The sequence below is a fragment of the Streptomyces sp. NBC_00400 genome (assembly GCF_036048035.1).
In the GTDB taxonomy this organism is placed as follows: Bacteria; Actinomycetota; Actinomycetes; order Streptomycetales; family Streptomycetaceae; genus Streptomyces.
In genome coordinates, this window is the sequence record NZ_CP107940.1 from 1172594 (window position 1) to 1188675 (window position 16082).

A 16082-nucleotide genomic window follows, 5' to 3' on the forward strand; every position below is an offset into this window, starting at 1 on the left:
GGGGGGTCATGCCTGCGACGATCGATGTCGAACGGTACGCCGAGGGTGTTCGCGCGGGCTCCCGCGCCTGGATCGCCCGCGCCGTCACCCTGGTGGAGTCCACCCGGCCCGACCACCGGGCGGCGGCCCAGCGGCTGCTGGTCGAGCTGCTGCCGTACTCCGGCGCGGCCCGCAGAGTGGGCATCAGCGGGGTGCCGGGTGTCGGCAAGTCGACCTTCATCGACGCGCTCGGCTCACTGCTGACCGGCGCCGGGCACCGGGTGGCGGTGCTCGCCGTCGACCCGTCCTCCAGCCGTACCGGCGGCTCCATCCTGGGCGACAAGACCCGGATGGAGCGGCTGGCGACGGACCCGGCGGCGTTCGTCCGCCCCTCCCCCACCTCCGGCACGCTGGGCGGGGTGGCGCGGGCCACCCGGGAGTCCATCGTGGTGATGGAGGCCGCGGGCTACGACGTCGTCCTGGTGGAGACGGTCGGTGTCGGCCAGTCCGAGACCACGGTCGCGGGCATGGTCGACACCTTTCTGCTGCTGACCCTGGCCCGCACCGGCGACCAGCTCCAGGGCATCAAGAAGGGTGTGCTGGAGCTGGCGGACCTGGTCTCCGTCAACAAGGCCGACGGCCCGCACGAGCGGGACGCCCGCTCCGCCGCCCGCGAACTGTCCGGTGCGCTACGGCTGTTGCAGCCTCCGGACGCGGCGTGGACACCCCCCGTACTGACCTGCAGTGCCCGTGAGGGCACCGGCCTGAAGGGGGTCTGGGAGCGGGTCGAGCAGCACCGCACGCTCCTGGAGTCCACCGGCGCACTGGCCGAGCGGCGCCGCGTCCAGCAGGTCGAGTGGACCTGGTCGATGGTCCGCGACCGGCTGATCGACCGCCTCCAGGAGCACCCCGAGGTGCGCCGGCTGGGCCCCGGTGTGGAACAGGCGGTGCGCGACGGCGAGATCACCGCGACGCTGGCCGCCGAACGGCTGCTGGAGGCGTTCGGCCTGGGAGACGGGGCGACGGCCGAGGCATAGGCCGCAGGCCGGGCGGTCTCAGGCCGGGCGGTCTCAGGCCGGGCGGTCTCAGGCCGGGCGGTCTCAGGCCGGGCGGTCTCAGGCCGGGCGGTCTCAGGCCGGGCGGTCTCAGGCCGGGCGGTCTCAGGCCGGGCGGTCTCAGGCCGGGCGGTCTCAGGCCGGGCGGTCTCAGGCCGGGCGGTCTCAGGCCGGGCGGCCCTCGCGCCCTCCCGGCCCTTCACGTCCCGGCCCTCCCCCGGCGCAGGCGGAGCGATCAGCACCACACCGCCGGGGCGAACTATCACTGTGTGTTAGCCTCACATGTTTGGACAGCTGCGACGGTCTGCGATTCCATCCGCCCGGTTCCCCTTGTTCGTCGGCTGCTCATTCCTGCCGGGCCTTCCTCGGTACGTTCCCCCTTGCGGAAGGCTCTTCATGAACCACCCGGACCGCCCCGCCACCTCGCACGGCGACGTCGCCCAGCCGGTGCCCCTCACCGCGACGGTGCCCCCGGTCGCCTCCTTCGCCGGTCTGGACCTGCCGGCCGCGGTGCTGCGCACGCTCACCGAGCGCGGGGTGCGCGAGCCCTTCCCGATCCAGGCGGCCACGCTGCCCGACGCCCTCGCGGGACGCGACGTCCTGGGCCGCGGGCGCACCGGATCGGGCAAGACGCTCGCCTTCGGTCTGCCGCTGCTCGCACGGACGGCCGGGCGACGCGCGGAGCCGAAGCAGCCCCTCGCTCTGATCCTGGTACCTACCCGGGAGCTGGCCCAACAGGTCACCGAGGCGCTCGCTCCGTACGCCGACGGGCTCCGGCTGCGGATGGCCACGGTCGTCGGCGGTATGTCGATCGGCCGGCAGACCGCTGCGCTGCGCGACGGGGCAGAGGTCATCGTCGCCACCCCTGGCCGCCTGCACGACCTCATCGAGCGGAAGGCCTGCCGCCTGGGACGGGTACGGATCACCGTCCTCGACGAAGCCGACCAGATGTGTGACATGGGCTTCCTGCCGCAGGTCACCCAGGCGCTCGACCAGGTGCACCGCGACGGCCAGCGGATGCTGTTCTCCGCCACCCTCGACCGCGACGTCGACCACCTGGTCCGCCGCTACCTCCACGACCCCGTCGTCCACTCGGTCGACCCGTCCGCGGGGGCGGTCACGACGATGGACCACCATGTGCTGGTCGTCCACGGCCCCGACCGGTACGCGGTCATCACGGAGATCGCCGCCCGCGACGGCCGTGTCCTGCTGTTCCTGGACACCAAGCACGCGGTCGACCAGCTCACCCGGCACCTGCGGGCCAGCGGAGTGCACGCCGCGGCCCTGCACAGCGGCAAGTCCCAGCCACAGCGCACCCGCACCCTCGCGCAGTTCAAGAACGGCCGGATCACCGTCCTGGTGGCCACCAATGTCGCGGCCCGCGGCCTGCACGTCGACGACCTCGATCTCGTGGTCAACGTCGACCCGCCCACCGACCCCAAGGACTATCTGCACCGCGCGGGCCGCACGGCGCGGGCCGGTGAGTCCGGCTGCGTCGTCACGCTGGTGCCGTCCGGCCTGCGCCGCGAGATGAGCCGGCTGATGGCCGAGGCCGGCATCGAGCCGACGATCACCAAGGTGCGCTCGGGCGAGGCGGAGCTGAGCCGGATCACCGGGGCCAAGGCCCCCTCCGGCACCCCGCTCGACGGCGGGCCCGCCGCCCCCCGGGCCAAGAACACCAACGCCCCGTTCCGCGGCCTGGGCACCAGCAAGGACGCCTCCCGCAGCACCGGCGGCAAGTCCCGCAAGGCCGGCGAGGCCCGCAAGCTCGCCGAGGCCCGCAAGGCGGCCCGGGTGCGCCGCGGCAACTGAGCGCCGCTGGCCCGCTAGGCCGCTACGCCACCCACACCCGGCCCCCGGGTGGAAAAGTGGGCGACGGCCATGTCACGGAACCGCGCGGTGGCCGTGGAGAGATAGCGGTCCTCGCGCCGGACCAGGCTCAGGGTCCGTACGCAATCAAAGGTGTCGAGGTGCAGCCAGGCGAGCGGCATCCGGGAGAGATCGGCACGGGCCAGCGAGGGCATCAGCCCGATGCCGAGACCCGCCGCGATCAGGAAGTGTGTGGCGCCCGGCTCGTCGCCCTCGCAGGAGATGACCGGGCGGCGTCCGGTCTCGCCGAACAGCCGCTCCAGCAGCGCCCGTTGCCAGTGTCCCGCCCGGGTGGTGATGAAGGGTTCCCCGGCAATCTCGGCGACCGTCACCCGCCCCCGGCCTGCCAGCGGATGACCGGTCGGCACGACGAGCAGCACCTCTTCGCGCAGCAGCCGCACCGCACCCAGAGCGGGTCCGGACAGCGGCTGCGAGGCGAAACAGAAGTCCACCTCCCGCGCCCGGAGCTGATCCTGCATCACCTCAGGGGTGGACTGGAAGCACCGGAGGGTGACACCGGGATGGGCGGCGCGGAATCCGGCCAGCAACTCGGTGAGAGGCAGCAAGGTCTCCGCGGCGACGGCCACCGCGCCCTCGTCGAGCCCGGCGGCGTCGGCCGCCTCCCTGCGGGCGTCGTCGAGTTCGTCCAGTGCACGCTCGACCCGGGCCAGGAACGCGGCCCCGCAGGGGTTGAGCCGGATGGTGCGGCCCTGCCGGTCGAAGAGCGGCACCCCCAGCTCGGCTTCCAGCCGGGCGATCGTCCGGCTCACCGAGGGCTGGGCCACCCGTAGTTCCGCTGCGGCCCGGCTGATGTGCTCTCGGCGCGCGACCTCCCGGAAGTAGCGCAGGGACAGCAGGTCCATCGGTTTCTCGGGCCTTCCGCTCGGTGACGGCAACCCGGGAATCGTCACACACGGCAGGTCCGTGTCGCGTGCCGCTGAGGCGGGCCCGCCCCCCGTACGGGCCCGCCTCAGCCGCGCCTCGACACCGTCGCCCACACCGTCTTCCCGGTCCGGTCCGGCGGTGTCCAGCCCCAGGAGTCGCTGAGCTGGTCGACGATGTGCAGACCCCGTCCGGATTCCGACAGGGCGTCCGGCGGCTTGACGACGGGGGCGGCGGTTCCGGCGTCCGAGACCGCGCACAGCACGGTGGAGTTCTGCCGGGTCAGCGCGAGCCAGGCGTTGCAGAAGGGGACGGGTGCCTCGACGGCGTCGTCGCCCCCGTGGTCCTTGGCGCCGTAGCGCAGGGCGTTGCTGACGAGCTCGGAGACGACCAGGGCCACGTCATCGGCCACATCGGCACACATCTGCCAGCCCGCGAGAGTCGCCCGGGCGAACCGGCGGGCTTCCGGCACGGTGCGCGCTGAGCCGCTGAGGGCGCAGGCGGCGAAGCCGTCGGGGGCGGGCATCCACCATCCGCCCTCACACGGTTCCTCCCGAAGGGCGTCGTGCACGGTCTCTGCCGGATGTGTGGTCATCAACATCTCCGCGAGGGGGATTTCGGGGCTGGGCCGGACTGCCTCGGAGGGCTAATATCCTCGTCAGCCGTCACAGGATGCAAGTGCATCTGCAATTACATCAGTAAGGACGGTCGCCCAGGGGCTTGTTCACGCCAAGGTGATCGCAGGCTCGGGATCGGTCGGAGGAGAGACCTCCAGCAAGGAGCAACTGTTATGGAGCCGGTGACCAACGGCATGCAGGCGACCAGCATCGAAGGCGCCGTCTGGCGCAAGAGCCGCCGCAGCAATCCCAGCGGAAACTGTGTGGAACTGGCCGCTCTTTCGGACGGCGGGGTGGCGGTGCGCAACTCCCGGTTCGCCTCGGGACCGGCGCTCGTCTACACCCACGACGAGATGGCGGCTTTCGTCCAGGGAGCCAAGGACGGTGACTTCGACGACCTCATCGCCGGCCACTGACCGTGCGCCGTCGCGATTGGCGCATATGTCGTTCGGATAGTCGCCCCGGCTGTACGAAGCGCGCGGGGCGGTGGGACACTGGGCGCTCGCCCGACCACTCAGGGGAGTCAGCATGACCGCCGCGCAGCCGAGCAGCGATCCGTCCCTGCGCCGCTACCTGGAGCATCCGCGGGGCGGCCCGACCGTCCTGCGGATCGTGCTGGGCACCCAGCTTCGCCGGCTGCGTGAAGGGGCGGGCATCACCCGGGAGGCCGCCGGGGACGCCATCCGTGGCTCGCATGCGAAGATCAGCCGCCTGGAGCTGGGTCGGGTGAGCTGCAAGGAGCGGGACGTCGCCGACCTGCTGACGCTCTACCACGTCACGGACGACGCGGTCCGTTCCGACTTCCTCAAGCTGGCCCGCAGGACCAGCAGTCCGGGCTGGTGGCATCAGTACAACGATGTCCTGCCCGGCTGGTTCGAGACGCATATCGGCCTCGAAGAGGCCGCCTCGGTGATCCGTACCTACGAAGTCCAGTTCGTGCCGGGCCTGTTGCAGACGTCGGAGTACGCCCGCGCGGTGGCGCAGCTCGGCCATCCGCGGTCCTCTCCGGAGGAGATCGAGCGACGGGTGCAGCTGCGCGTGCAGCGTCAGGAGCTGCTGACCGTCCCGGATGCTCCACGGGTATGGGCCGTGATCGACGAGGCGTCGCTGCGTCGCCCGCTCGGCGGTCCCGAGGTGATGGCGGGTCAGCTGAGACATCTGCTGAAGATGGCCGAGCTGCCGAATGTCACGCTGCAGATCGCGCCGTTCAGCCTCGGCGGCCTGGCGGCGGCCGGTGGTCCGATCACGATCCTGCGGTTCCTGGAGCCGGACCTGCCGGACATCGTCTATCTGGAGCAGCTGACCAGCGCGCTCTACCTGGACAAGCGCGATGATGTCGATCATTACCTGGCGGTGATGGACCGTCTCAGCGCACAGTCCGAATCGCCCCGCGAGTCCTTGGCGATCCTGGAGCGGCTGCTCAAACAGGAGAGCTGAGGCGCGGGACCGGAACCCGGCAAGGGGGGCGGGGTGCCCATCGGGCGCCCCGCCCCCCTTCCTGTGCGGCCTGTGCAGGCCGTGCGGTCCGCGGGGGCTACAACTTGCGGGCCACCCCGCCGAATTCGATCCACTCCTGGGTGAGCTGCTTGGGACCGAGGTCCGCGTCCGGCTTCCAGGTGGAGACCTCCACCAGGCCCGGTTCCTGGATCTCCAGCCCCTCCAGGAACCCGGCCAGCTCATGAGCCTGCCGCACCCGGCCCCACTGGCCGTGCGTGCTGACCCGCATGAATTCGGTGACGAAGTCGCGGGTGGCGGCGTCCTCGCTGACCAGCTGACAGACCACCAGGAAGCTGCCGGGCGCCAGCCGGTCGGCGACCCTCTTGATGAGCCCGGCCGGGTCGTCGGCATCGGGTATGCAGTGGAGGACCGAGACGAACAGCGCGGCGACGGGCCGGTCGAAGTCGATCAGCCGCTCGACCTCCGGACTGCCGAAGATGCCTTCGGTGTCCCGCATATCCGCCTGGATCACGGCGGTGTGGGCGTTCTCCTCCAGCAGTGCGCGGCCGTGCGCCAGCACGATGGGGTCGTTGTCGACGTACACCACCCGGGAGTCCGGGTCGACCTGCTGGGCGACCTGGTGGACGTTGTCCTGGGTCGGCAGGCCTGAGCCGTGGTCGATGAACTGACGGATGCCGTGTTCGCGAGCCAGCCAGCGGACCACCCGTTGCAGGAAACGCCGGTTATTGATCGCCAGCACCTGGGTACTCGGGACGACCTTGCTCAGCTCTTCGCAGGCCTCGCGGTCAACGGCGTAGTTGTCCTTGCCGCCCAGGTAGTAGTCGTACATCCGCGCCACACTCGGGATGCTGACATCGACGGCACTGGACTGCGGTCGTGGTTCCTGGCTCATTCCACACTTTCCCGTCGCTTCGACAGTCATCAGCCATGGGGCAGGGGTGATCGCTCCGTATAGGAGTGACCACACGCTGCGAGCCCCCAACATACCCATCGGAAGGCGGTTGTTGCAGACGAGCGGCAGGGTCCCTCGGGAAGAAGTGGCGGGTGCCGGCCGATCAGTACGGGCGAGCGTCCCAACAAGCGTACGAATGAGGGGTGTTCCATCAGCCAGATCGCCTTCCGGGACCCGGCGGTCACCCGTATCCAGGCACCGCATCGAGCCCCCGCCCCCAGGCGCTGCAGCCCCCTGGCCGGGGGTACGGGCCACCGCCACGCCACTCACAGGCGGCGGCCCGTCCTCTTCCCCCGGCGACACCCAGCGCCGGGCTCACCCCCCGCGCAGCCGGCCCCGGACAGGAGCACCCCCGGGGCCCGGCCGCATCCGGTTCCGCCTCGGCAGACACCCGAGCAACAGCCGTTGCGGAGCGGGGTGTTGTGTGGGGTCGCCTACCACCATCGGCACGCTTTACACCCATGAGTCATGTCGCCGGCGCTCCCCCGCACCCGCCTACCGCCTTACTTTTACGTAAACTTACTGGTAAGTAAGATTACGGTAGGCTGGCGCCAATGGCTGACATACGCAGGCGACGTGTCCCCCGCCCGGTCCGGGAGCAGCAGATCATCGACGCGGCGATCAGGGTCTTCGCCAAGCGCGGCTACCACGCCGCCTCGGTCGACGAGATCGCCGAACTCGCCGGAATCTCCAAGCCGATGGTCTACCTCTACCTCGATTCCAAAGAGGGGCTGTTCCTCGCCTGTCTGCGGCGCGAGGCCGAGCGCCTGGTGGCCGCGCTACGCGCTGCCGCGGGCCCTGCGCACACTCCCGAACTGCGGCTGCGGGCAGGGCTGCTCGCGTTCTTCACCTTCGTCACCGAACACCGGGACAGCTGGGTGGTGCTGCACCGTCAGGCGGCGGAGCCGACCCCGGCGATCGCGGCGGAGCTGGTCCGGACCCGGCGGGCGGTGATGGCGGAGGTCGCGGGGCTGGTCCGGGCCGGTGGTGCGCAGGACACCGGGCCCGCCTGCCCCGACGGCGAGGCCGGCTTCGTGACGTACACCCTGGTCGGGGCGGCGGACTCGCTCACCGACTGGATGATGCTCCACCCCGACGAGCCGCCGGAACGGATCACCCTGCGGCTGATGAACATGGTGTGGGTGGGGATGCGCAATGTCCTCGACGGCGAGGTGTGGACGACGCCGGCCCGGGAGCCTTAGGCGTGTCTGCCGCACCCTGCCGTACTGGCCGGATCCCCCGCCCGGCCGGTACAAGAGAGGGATGACCACAGAGCAGAGCGAGCTGTCGAACGCCCCGGGGGCCTCACCCCTCACCGATGAGCCCACCACCAAGGAGCCCACCACCGAGGAGATGGTGCGTGCCAACCAGGCGAACTGGGATGCCCGTACGCCGGTCCATGTGGCCAGCCGGTTCTACGGCCTGGACGGTTCCCGGACCGCCGAGGACTGGTTCGCGCCGTTCGAGTGGACGGATCTGGGCGAGCTGGCCGGGCGGGACGTCCTGCATCTGCAGTGTCATCTGGGCACCGAGACCGCCGCATTCGCCGCGCGGGGCGCGCGCACGGTGGGGCTCGACTTCTCCGCGGCGGCGGTAGCGGAGGCGCGGCGGCTCGCCCAGGAGGGTGGCCGGAGTGTGGAGTTCGTCCGGTCCGATGTGCACCGGGCCGTGGAGGCACTGGGTGAGCGCCGGTTCGATGTGGTCTACACGGGCAAGGGCGCGCTGTGTTATCTCCCCGACCTCGCCACCTGGGCCGGGATCGTCAGCGCGCTGCTCCGGCCCGGCGGGACATTCTACCTCGTCGAGTTCCATCCCCTGCTCGACTCCCTGGGGCCGACGCCGAGCCCGGACCGGCAGCAACTCCAGCTCCATCACGACTACTTGGGCGGCCGCGGGCCGCTCAGGAGCGATACCCCGTCCACGTACACCGACGGCCCGCCGGTGCAGGGGGCGACGACGAGTTACGAGTGGCGGCACGGGCTCGGGGAGGTCATCTCCGCCGTGATCGGGGCGGGGCTGACCGTGGAACTGGTCCGGGAGACCGAGCTGCTGCCGTGGAAGCGGTTCGATGCGATGGGGCCGTCCGAGAACGGCTGGTGGCGCCTCCCGCCGTCGGAGCCGATCATTCCGCTGCTGTATGCGCTGCGGGCGGTGAAGGCCTGAGCCGCGGCCGGCGCGGGCGCCCGGCGGCCCAGCAGCCCGGCGCCCCGCCGGCCCCACCCGGCCGGCACCGCAGCCGGCGGGCGCCTCAGCCCGCCGGCCCGTGGATCCTGCGATGTGTCAGCGCCCACCAGACCTCCGCCAGATCGGCCGGATCACGGAGGCTGGTGCCGGTGATCTCCTCGAAGCGCCTCAGGCGGTTGCGCAGGGTGTTGGGGTGGACGTAGAGGGTCCGCGCGGCGGCCTCCAGGCGCAGCCCCTGTTGCAGATAGGCGGCAGCGGCCTCCTCCAACTGGGTGCCGTCCTCGCCGCGTTCGGCCAGCGGCGCCAGGCGGAGTCCCACCAGTTGTTCCCCCAGGGCCGGGAGCGCCACGACCGTGGCCCGCAGCCCCAGCTCCTCACGGGTGAACGCCCCGACGAGTCCGAAACCGACGGCGGCCCGGAGCGCCTGGGTCGCCCGGGTGAACTCCGTGGCGAGTCCGGACGCGGGGGCCGGAGCGCCGAGCCCCAGGATCAGACCGCGGCACAGCCCTCCCGGTCGCCCCGTCAGCAGCCCCGCCACCTCCCGGTCCACGGTGGTGACCAGAGGTCTTCCGGACTCGTCCAGGGCGAGCCAGGGACGCAGCAGGGCGGTGATCCGGCCGAAGGCGCGGTCGCCGGGGCCGGGATGGGCGCCGGCCTGCGGGGCAGGGCCGGACTCCGGGGCGCTGTCCGGCGCGCCGGGCGAGGGATCCTCGGGCAGGCGCGCGCGGAAGGGCAGACGGAGCGCACTGTGGTCGTACCCGCCCTCCGCGGCGGCCCCGTCGTCCGGGTAGCTTTCGACGCGGTGCCCGTCATCGGGGTAGCCGCCGGCGCGGTACCCCTCGCCCGTGCCGCCGCCCGCCGGCCCGGCGCCCCACGTACCGCCCCGCGTGCCGGAGGTGCCCCACCGCGCCTCGCCGAGCAGCAGGGCGCGGACCAGCGCCGCGCGCCGACGGTCCGTCATCGAGTCGGCCTGGGTCCCCGCGACCCGGCAACTGCGCACGATGCGCAGGGTATTGGCGTCGGCCCAGGCCCGCAGCGTCTCGGCGATCGGCAGCAGGTCCTCGGCGGTGCCACGCCGGGCCGCCATCTCCTCGCCGAAGCGCCGCCAGACGATATCCGTGCCGATCCGGTAGGCGGAGATGATGTCCTCGGCGGGCAGTGAGCGCGCCAGAGCCGTCACCTCGTCGAGGTGGGCCTGCGGGATACCGTACGCCCGCCCGTCACCCTGCCCCTGTGGTGTCCTGCGCTCCTCGGACCAGCGCTGCACCAGCGACAGGCCGGTGCGCAGGGACGCCTGCACCCGCGGCCTGAGCTGATCCACCGACAGTGCCGCATAGGAGGGGAGTTGGGCCCGGAGGCCGCCGATGACCTCGTCGGTGAGGGCCCCTATCCCGGCGTGCAGCGCGGCGACGGCCTCCGGCACCGTTGTGGAAGTCTCCACCCGTCCCCTCCCGACTCGGTGTCTTTCCCCATGGCGAAAGCGATCATTCGTCGCCATGCTACGAGGAAGCCGCCCGAACCCCTACAGATGTTCGATCCTGGACGACTTTTCCCCGGTCGTCCGGTATTCGTTCGGCGTTCGGCGCCCGGCCCCGCTGTTCCTCCCCGACACCCCCCGCACCATCAAGGAATCCCATGGCTGTTTCCTGGCGCCGTATCGCGGTGCCCGCCGCCGCGGTCGGCGTACTCGTCCCCGCGGCCCTCGGCACCCATGCGCTGCTCTCGGGTCCCGACACCCCGCGCACGTCCTCGGCCGGCATACCGGCCACCGGGGCAACGGTCCCCGGTGCCGTACCGGACGACGCCCGGGCCTCCGGTCCTGAAGGCGGTGCCGCGGTCGCCAGGCCGTCCGACGCGCCGACCCGTTCGGGCAATTCGGTCTCCGTGCAGCTCTCGTCGTACGACGCCCACCGCAAGCAGGCAGAACTCAAGCCGTCCGCCGGAAAGACCGTACGGACCGGTGATGTGATCGCCGCCGCGCCCAACCGGCACGCCCCTTCGGGTGCGCTGTTCAAGGTCGGCAAGGTCACCGGCTCCCACGACGGCAAGGTCCGGGTGACCACCGCTCCCGCAACGCTCTCGGAGCTGCTGGGCGATCAGAAGGTGGACCAGCGCGCGGCGTTGCGGCCCGGTGAGGTCTCGGTCAAGCCGCTCTCCTCGGGTGTCACCGTGCACAAGCCCGCTTCCGGCACCGGTGCGGAGGGCGGCGGCACGGCCACTCCGTCCGGCGGTCCGGACACGCCGTCGGGCACCCCTGACGCCACCGCCTCCGGCTCCCCGAGCCCGTCGGCGTCCGACTCCTCCGGGGTCCGCACCCAGCTCGTTCCGTCCGGCAAGCGCCCCGCCCCCACCCCCTCCGGCAGCACGCTGTCGCCCGATGCCCGCAAGGCGCTCACCACCCTGCGGCTGGGCGTCGATGTGCCGCTGCCCGAGGGTGTGGAGGCGACCGGTAAGTCTCCCGCCAAGCTGGCCGGCGAGGTGACGTTCCGGCCCGAGCTGATCTTCCAGTACGAGAAGCGCGGCGGGCTGAACCTGCTGCCGCAGCGCGCGGCCATCGGCCTCGGCGGCTCGTACGGCTACGGCTGGCAGGTGCACGGCAAGGTCCGCAAGACCGCTGACACCGGGCAGATCGCGGTGCCGCTGGCGGCGGTCACCGGACGGCACGTCTTCTGGGTGGGCCCGGTCCCCGTCGTGGTCAGCACCGAGGTCACCTTCACCTACCGCTTCACCGCGGGCGGCCGCATCGTGCTCGACGCCGACCAGCGCACCTCCGGTGCGTTCGCCGTCGGTGCGAAGTACGACCGGCAGAACGGGTGGCAGCCGCTGCACGAGGCGTACCAGCAGACCAAGGGGGCAACTCCCCGGGTCGAGGGGGCGGCCTCCGCGACGGCCCGCGTCGGGACGCGCGCCCAGGTGTTCCTCTACGACACCGCGGGCGTCGGCGGCGAGCTGTCCGTCCACCTCACCGGACGTGCCGCTGCGGCCAGTGACGGCGGTGCCCCGGCGTGGGACCTCCGCGCGGGTTACGACCTCAAGACCGAGCTGATGCTGCAACTGAAGATCTTCGGTATACAGATCGCCGATCTGCGCACCACACCGTTCGCGCTGCACGACGAGCGCAAGCTCTTCGGACGCGGGAAGCTGCCCGCCGTCTGAGCCCTCGCTCCACGCACACCGGACGGCGCCGCCGGGGCATCCGCTCCCGGCGGCGCCGTCCGTTGGTCCGCGTACCGGGCCGGCGGTCGTCCGCAACCGGCCCCGGCGCCGCTCTCACCTCAGCCGCCGGTACGCCGAGCGCAGCAGCTGGTCCTTCGCCGGCCCGCCGACCCGCCACTCCAGATGCCAGGTGTCCGCCCCGGTGACGGTGAACGTTCCCTCGTAGCGGTCCTCGGCGCAGGGGTGGACGGCACGCCAGCGGCCGGTCCTGAGATCGAGGTCGTGGAAGGGCCGGCCGTCGGCGAAGCCGATCGCGGCGGTGCCGTCCGGGCGGGGCCGCAGTCGCAGGGTGCGGCTCGCCGGATGCACCGCGGCGCCCCACCGCAGTCGGCCCTCCTCGACGTGCAGCAGGCCCTCCCCCGCCGGGTCGGGCCGGAACTCGGCGGTCCCGTGGAAGCTGCCCTCGGCGCCGGTCCGCAGGTCGCACACGGTGCGCTCGATGCTCCAGCGGCCGGAGAGGTACGCCGCGGCATCGGGGACCCAGTGCGGGGGCGGTCCGGCAACCGGCCCCGGCTCCGGCTCCGGGGCCCGCCCCGGCTTCGAGGCCCGCCCCGGCTCCTGCCCCTGCTCTCGGTCCAGCTCACTGCCCATCCCCCCATTCTCCCGTGCACCGCGGGCGTCACTCCGTCGGCCCCGCCGGGCAGCGCTCCCTCTCCCCCGGCCCCTCGTACCGTGCGGAGCCGCACCGCCCGTCTTACTCTCGGTTCAGTGATCGTCACCGAGGTCCGCGGCCGGCGGCCGCCCGTCGTCCCGATGCCGTCGGCCGGGCACCGCGGCCGATGCTGCCGCCTCGTACGAGCCGGAGACCGGAGGCACCACCATGCCGGAGCTGTTCATCGGCGGTCAGTGGACCGCAGCGGCCGACGGGCAGGTGCGGGAGATCCGCTGCCCGGCGGACGGCACGCTGGTCGCGACCGTTGACGAGGGCGGGCCGAAGGACGTGGCGGCGGCGATCGGCGCCGCCCGTACCGCCTTCGACGACGGGCCCTGGCCGCGGACACCGGCGGCCGAGCGCGGCCGGCTGGTGCTGCGCGTCGCCGACCTGCTGGAGCGCGACAAGGACGCGCTGGCCAGGGCCGAGTCGCTGGACACCGGCAAGCGGCTGGTCGAGAGCGCCTACGACATGGACGACATCGCCAACTGCTTCCGCCACTTCGGCAACCTCGGCGCGGCCGGCGGCACCGACCGGGTGGTGGACGCCGGCGCCCCGGAGATCGCCAGTACGGTGCGGCACGAGCCGGTCGGCGTCTGCGCGCTGATCACCCCGTGGAACTACCCGCTGCTGCAGACCGCCTGGAAGGTCGCCCCCGCCCTGGTCACGGGCAACACCTTCATCCTGAAGCCCAGTGAGCTCACCCCGCACACCGCCCTCCACCTCATGCGGCTGCTGGCCGAGGCCGGGCTGCCGGACGGCGCGGCCAATCTGGTGCTGGGCACCGGGCCCCTCGTGGGCGCGCCGCTCACCGAGGACCCCCGTGTGGACATGGTGTCGTTCACCGGCGGGCTGGCCACCGGGCGGCGCATCATGGCGGCGGCCGCGCCCACCGTGAAGAAGATCGCCCTGGAACTGGGCGGCAAGAACCCCAACATCGTCTTCGCGGACGCCGATTTCGACACCGCCGTCGACTACGCCCTGATGGCGGTCTTCCTGCACTCCGGGCAGGTCTGCTCGGCGGGCGCCCGGCTGCTCGTCCAGGAAGAGCTGCACGATGCGTTCGTTGACGAACTGGTCTCCCGCGCCCAGCGGATCCGGCTCGGCGGGCCGTTCGACGAGCATGCCAGGACCGGCCCGCTGATCTCGTCCGCCCACCTCGCGAAGATCGAGGCGTATGTGGCGGCGGGGCTCGACGAGGGCGCCGTCCTGCTCTGCGGCGGCGCCCGGCCCGACGATCCGTCGCTGGCAGGCGGGTTCTACTACCTGCCGACCGTGCTGGACGAGTGCACCCCGGACATGACCGTCGTGCGCGACGAGAGCTTCGGCCCGGTACTGACCGTCGAGCGGTTCCGTACCGAGGACGAGGCGGTCTCGCTCGCCAACGACACGGTGTACGGGCTGGCCGGGGCGGTGTGGACGCAGGACAGCGGGCGTGCGCACCGGGTCGCCGCCCGGCTGCGCGCGGGCACGGTATGGATCAACGACTTCCACCCGTATGTGCCGCAGGCGGAGTGGGGCGGGATGAAGCAGTCGGGCATCGGGCGCGAGCTGGGGCCCGCGGGACTGGCCGAGTACCAGGAGGCCAAGCACGTCTGGCGCAATACCGCGCCACGTCCGCAGAGGTGGTTCGAGTGACCGATCCCGCAGCGTCCCGGCCCGATTCCGAGGCCGGCCACGCGCACGACGACGAGGCGATCGCCGAACTCGGCTACAAGCCGGAACTCAAGCGCACCCTGGGCAACTTCCACACCTTCGCCGCCGGAATCAGCTACATCTCCATCCTCACCGGCACCTTCCAGCTGTTCTACTTCGGTATCGCCCACGGCGGCCCGGCGTACTGGTGGTCCTGGCCGATGGTCTTCCTCGGGCAGCTGATGGTGGCGCTGTGCTTCTGCGAGCTGGCCGCCCGCTACCCGGTGGCCGGGTCGGTCTACAACTGGTCCAAGAAGCTCGGCGGTCCGCACATCGGCTGGCTCGGCGGCTGGATGATGCTGACCGCCACCATGGTGTCGCTGTCCGCGGTGGCGCTGGCGTACCAGGTGACGCTGCCGCAGATCTCGTCGTGGTTCCAGTTCATCGGCGACGGCACCGGCCAGTCCGCGGCCGAGAACGCCGTGGTGCTCGGCACGGTCCTCATCACCTTCACCACCCTGGTGAACGCCTTCGGGGTCAAGCTGATGGCACGGATCAACTCCGCCGGCGTGGCGATCGAGCTGATCGCCGCCGTCGTTCTCATCCTTCTCCTCGCCGCGCACGTCACCCGCGGCCCCGGCGTGGTGCTCAACACCTTCGGTCTGGGCAGCGGTCAGAACCTCGGCTACTTCGGCGCGTTCCTGACCGCGGCACTGGCCTCGGCCTACGTCATGTACGGCTTCGACACCGCCTCCTCGCTCGGTGAAGAGTCCAAGGACCCCGGCCGCAACGCGCCCCGCGCCATCCTGCGGGCACTGGTCGCGTCCTTCTTCATCGGCGGTCTGATCCTCCTCTTCGCCCTGCTCGCGGTGCCCGATCTGCACTCCGCGAAGCTGTCCGTGGACGGCCTGCAGTACGTGGTGCTCTCCACGCTCGGCTCGACCGTCGGGCAGATCGTGCTCTGGTGTGTGGTCATTGCGATCACCGTGTGCGAGCTGGCGGTGCACACCGCCGGCATCCGGCTGGCGTTCGCGATGGCCCGGGACAACAACCTCCCGGCCGCCTCGCTGCTCGCCAAGGTCAGCCCGCGCTTCCAGACGCCGGTGCTGCCGGCCGTGGTCATCGGCCTGGTGGCGATCGGCATCCTCCTCATCAACGTCAACCAGCCGCAGATCTTCTCGGTGATCACCAGCATCGCGATCATCATGATCTATCTGGCCTACCTGGCGGTCACCCTGCCGATGCTGTTCCAGCGGCTGCGCGGCAAATGGACTCCGGCGCAGGGCAGGTTCAGCCTGGGCAAGTTCGGCATCCCGGTCAACATCCTCGCCGTGCTCTGGGGCTTCGGCATGTCCCTCAACCTCGCCTGGCCGCGCGCCGCGGTGTACAACGCGACCGGCCCACAGCACTGGTACCTGCGCTGGGGCGCCTTCTTGTTCATCGGCGTCGTGGCGATCGGCGGGTTCACCTACTACTGGTTCGTCCAACGCAAGCGCACCGGAGTCCTGGCCATGCACGCCGCCGTCACCCCCGACAGCGGCGGCCCGGGCAACAGCAACGCCCCCACCCTCTGATCAGGAGAC

At 71.8% G+C, this 16082-nt stretch carries 14 protein-coding genes; 9 read left to right on the forward strand and 5 right to left on the reverse strand.

Annotated features, from left to right (window positions below; translation table 11 throughout):
• Positions 1-8 precede the first annotated feature (8 nt).
• Together meaB and OHS81_RS05225 are read left to right on the forward strand one after the other, a co-directional pair.
• Entirely contained in the window at positions 9-1016 is a 1008-nt protein-coding gene (gene meaB / locus OHS81_RS05220; protein ID WP_328382875.1) for a methylmalonyl Co-A mutase-associated GTPase MeaB, read from the forward strand.
• Positions 1017-1430: 414 nt separating this feature from the next.
• Positions 1431-2846, forward strand: a complete 1416-nt coding sequence (locus OHS81_RS05225; protein ID WP_328382877.1) for a DEAD/DEAH box helicase — start codon at positions 1431-1433, stop codon at positions 2844-2846.
• Positions 2847-2860: 14 nt separating this feature from the next.
• Here the strand turns inward: OHS81_RS05225 and OHS81_RS05230 are convergent, their stop codons facing one another.
• On the reverse strand, positions 2861-3766 hold the full coding sequence (locus OHS81_RS05230) for a LysR family transcriptional regulator (RefSeq protein ID WP_328382879.1): 906 nt from the start codon (positions 3764-3766) through the stop codon (positions 2861-2863).
• Positions 3767-3873: 107 nt separating this feature from the next.
• The gene (locus OHS81_RS05235) at positions 3874-4380 is read right to left on the reverse strand and encodes an ATP-binding protein (protein WP_328382880.1); all 507 of its coding nucleotides are present in this window, start codon (positions 4378-4380) and stop codon (positions 3874-3876) included.
• Between the two features lie 195 nt (positions 4381-4575).
• Here OHS81_RS05235 and OHS81_RS05240 point away from each other — a divergent pair, with 195 nt between their 5' ends.
• Together OHS81_RS05240 and OHS81_RS05245 are read left to right on the forward strand one after the other, a co-directional pair.
• Complete coding sequence (locus OHS81_RS05240) at positions 4576-4818, forward strand: DUF397 domain-containing protein (RefSeq protein WP_328382881.1); 243 nt, start codon at positions 4576-4578, stop codon at positions 4816-4818.
• A gap of 112 nt (positions 4819-4930) precedes the next feature.
• Complete coding sequence (locus OHS81_RS05245; RefSeq protein ID WP_328382883.1) at positions 4931-5839, forward strand: helix-turn-helix domain-containing protein; 909 nt, start codon at positions 4931-4933, stop codon at positions 5837-5839.
• Positions 5840-5936: 97 nt separating this feature from the next.
• On the opposite strand, the gene OHS81_RS05250 is transcribed toward OHS81_RS05245, so the two are convergent.
• Entirely contained in the window at positions 5937-6752 is an 816-nt protein-coding gene (locus tag OHS81_RS05250) for an SAM-dependent methyltransferase (RefSeq protein ID WP_328382885.1), read from the reverse strand.
• 614 nt (positions 6753-7366) lie between these two features.
• Between OHS81_RS05250 and OHS81_RS05255 the strand changes: the two genes are divergently transcribed.
• Positions 7367-8014, forward strand: coding sequence for a TetR/AcrR family transcriptional regulator (locus tag OHS81_RS05255; RefSeq protein WP_328382887.1), 648 nt, complete (start codon positions 7367-7369; stop codon positions 8012-8014).
• A gap of 61 nt (positions 8015-8075) precedes the next feature.
• Positions 8076-8975: a class I SAM-dependent methyltransferase gene (locus tag OHS81_RS05260; protein WP_443058655.1), complete on the forward strand. Its 900-nt coding sequence runs from the start codon at positions 8076-8078 to the stop codon at positions 8973-8975.
• 85 nt (positions 8976-9060) lie between these two features.
• Here OHS81_RS05260 and OHS81_RS05265 read toward each other — a convergent pair whose 3' ends face one another.
• Positions 9061-10437 carry a PucR family transcriptional regulator gene (locus OHS81_RS05265; RefSeq protein WP_328382889.1) on the reverse strand — a complete coding sequence of 459 codons (1377 nt, stop codon included), beginning with the start codon at positions 10435-10437 and terminating at the stop codon, positions 9061-9063.
• Between the two features lie 194 nt (positions 10438-10631).
• On the opposite strand from OHS81_RS05265, the gene OHS81_RS05270 reads away from it, so the two are divergent.
• Complete coding sequence (locus tag OHS81_RS05270) at positions 10632-12152, forward strand: hypothetical protein (protein WP_328382891.1); 1521 nt, start codon at positions 10632-10634, stop codon at positions 12150-12152.
• Positions 12153-12266: 114 nt separating this feature from the next.
• Here the strand turns inward: OHS81_RS05270 and OHS81_RS05275 are convergent, their stop codons facing one another.
• On the reverse strand, positions 12267-12803 hold the full coding sequence (locus OHS81_RS05275) for a DUF6314 family protein (RefSeq protein WP_328382893.1): 537 nt from the start codon (positions 12801-12803) through the stop codon (positions 12267-12269).
• 229 nt (positions 12804-13032) lie between these two features.
• Here OHS81_RS05275 and OHS81_RS05280 point away from each other — a divergent pair, with 229 nt between their 5' ends.
• Positions 13033-14502, forward strand: coding sequence for an aldehyde dehydrogenase family protein (locus OHS81_RS05280; protein ID WP_328382895.1), 1470 nt, complete (start codon positions 13033-13035; stop codon positions 14500-14502).
• Positions 14499-16073 (forward strand): APC family permease, encoded by a 1575-nt coding sequence (locus OHS81_RS05285; RefSeq protein ID WP_328382896.1) that lies wholly within the window; start codon positions 14499-14501, stop codon positions 16071-16073. The genes OHS81_RS05280 and OHS81_RS05285 overlap by 4 nt, the downstream gene beginning before the upstream one ends.
• Positions 16074-16082 lie beyond the last annotated feature (9 nt).

What these genes read in the sequence shown, in the direction of transcription:
- meaB (WP_328382875.1), top strand. Translation starts at nt 9, where the DNA reads ATGCCTGCGACGATCGATGTCGAACGGTACGCCGAGGGTGTTCGCGCG.
- OHS81_RS05225 (WP_328382877.1), top strand. Translation starts at nt 1,431, where the DNA reads ATGAACCACCCGGACCGCCCCGCCACCTCGCACGGCGACGTCGCCCAG.
- OHS81_RS05230 (WP_328382879.1), bottom strand. Translation starts at nt 3,766, where the DNA reads ATGGACCTGCTGTCCCTGCGCTACTTCCGGGAGGTCGCGCGCCGAGAG.
- OHS81_RS05235 (WP_328382880.1), bottom strand. Translation starts at nt 4,380, where the DNA reads ATGACCACACATCCGGCAGAGACCGTGCACGACGCCCTTCGGGAGGAA.
- OHS81_RS05240 (WP_328382881.1), top strand. Translation starts at nt 4,576, where the DNA reads ATGGAGCCGGTGACCAACGGCATGCAGGCGACCAGCATCGAAGGCGCC.
- OHS81_RS05245 (WP_328382883.1), top strand. Translation starts at nt 4,931, where the DNA reads ATGACCGCCGCGCAGCCGAGCAGCGATCCGTCCCTGCGCCGCTACCTG.
- OHS81_RS05250 (WP_328382885.1), bottom strand. Translation starts at nt 6,752, where the DNA reads ATGAGCCAGGAACCACGACCGCAGTCCAGTGCCGTCGATGTCAGCATC.
- OHS81_RS05255 (WP_328382887.1), top strand. Translation starts at nt 7,367, where the DNA reads ATGGCTGACATACGCAGGCGACGTGTCCCCCGCCCGGTCCGGGAGCAG.
- OHS81_RS05260 (WP_443058655.1), top strand. Translation starts at nt 8,076, where the DNA reads ATGACCACAGAGCAGAGCGAGCTGTCGAACGCCCCGGGGGCCTCACCC.
- OHS81_RS05270 (WP_328382891.1), top strand. Translation starts at nt 10,632, where the DNA reads ATGGCTGTTTCCTGGCGCCGTATCGCGGTGCCCGCCGCCGCGGTCGGC.
- OHS81_RS05275 (WP_328382893.1), bottom strand. Translation starts at nt 12,803, where the DNA reads ATGGGCAGTGAGCTGGACCGAGAGCAGGGGCAGGAGCCGGGGCGGGCC.
- OHS81_RS05280 (WP_328382895.1), top strand. Translation starts at nt 13,033, where the DNA reads ATGCCGGAGCTGTTCATCGGCGGTCAGTGGACCGCAGCGGCCGACGGG.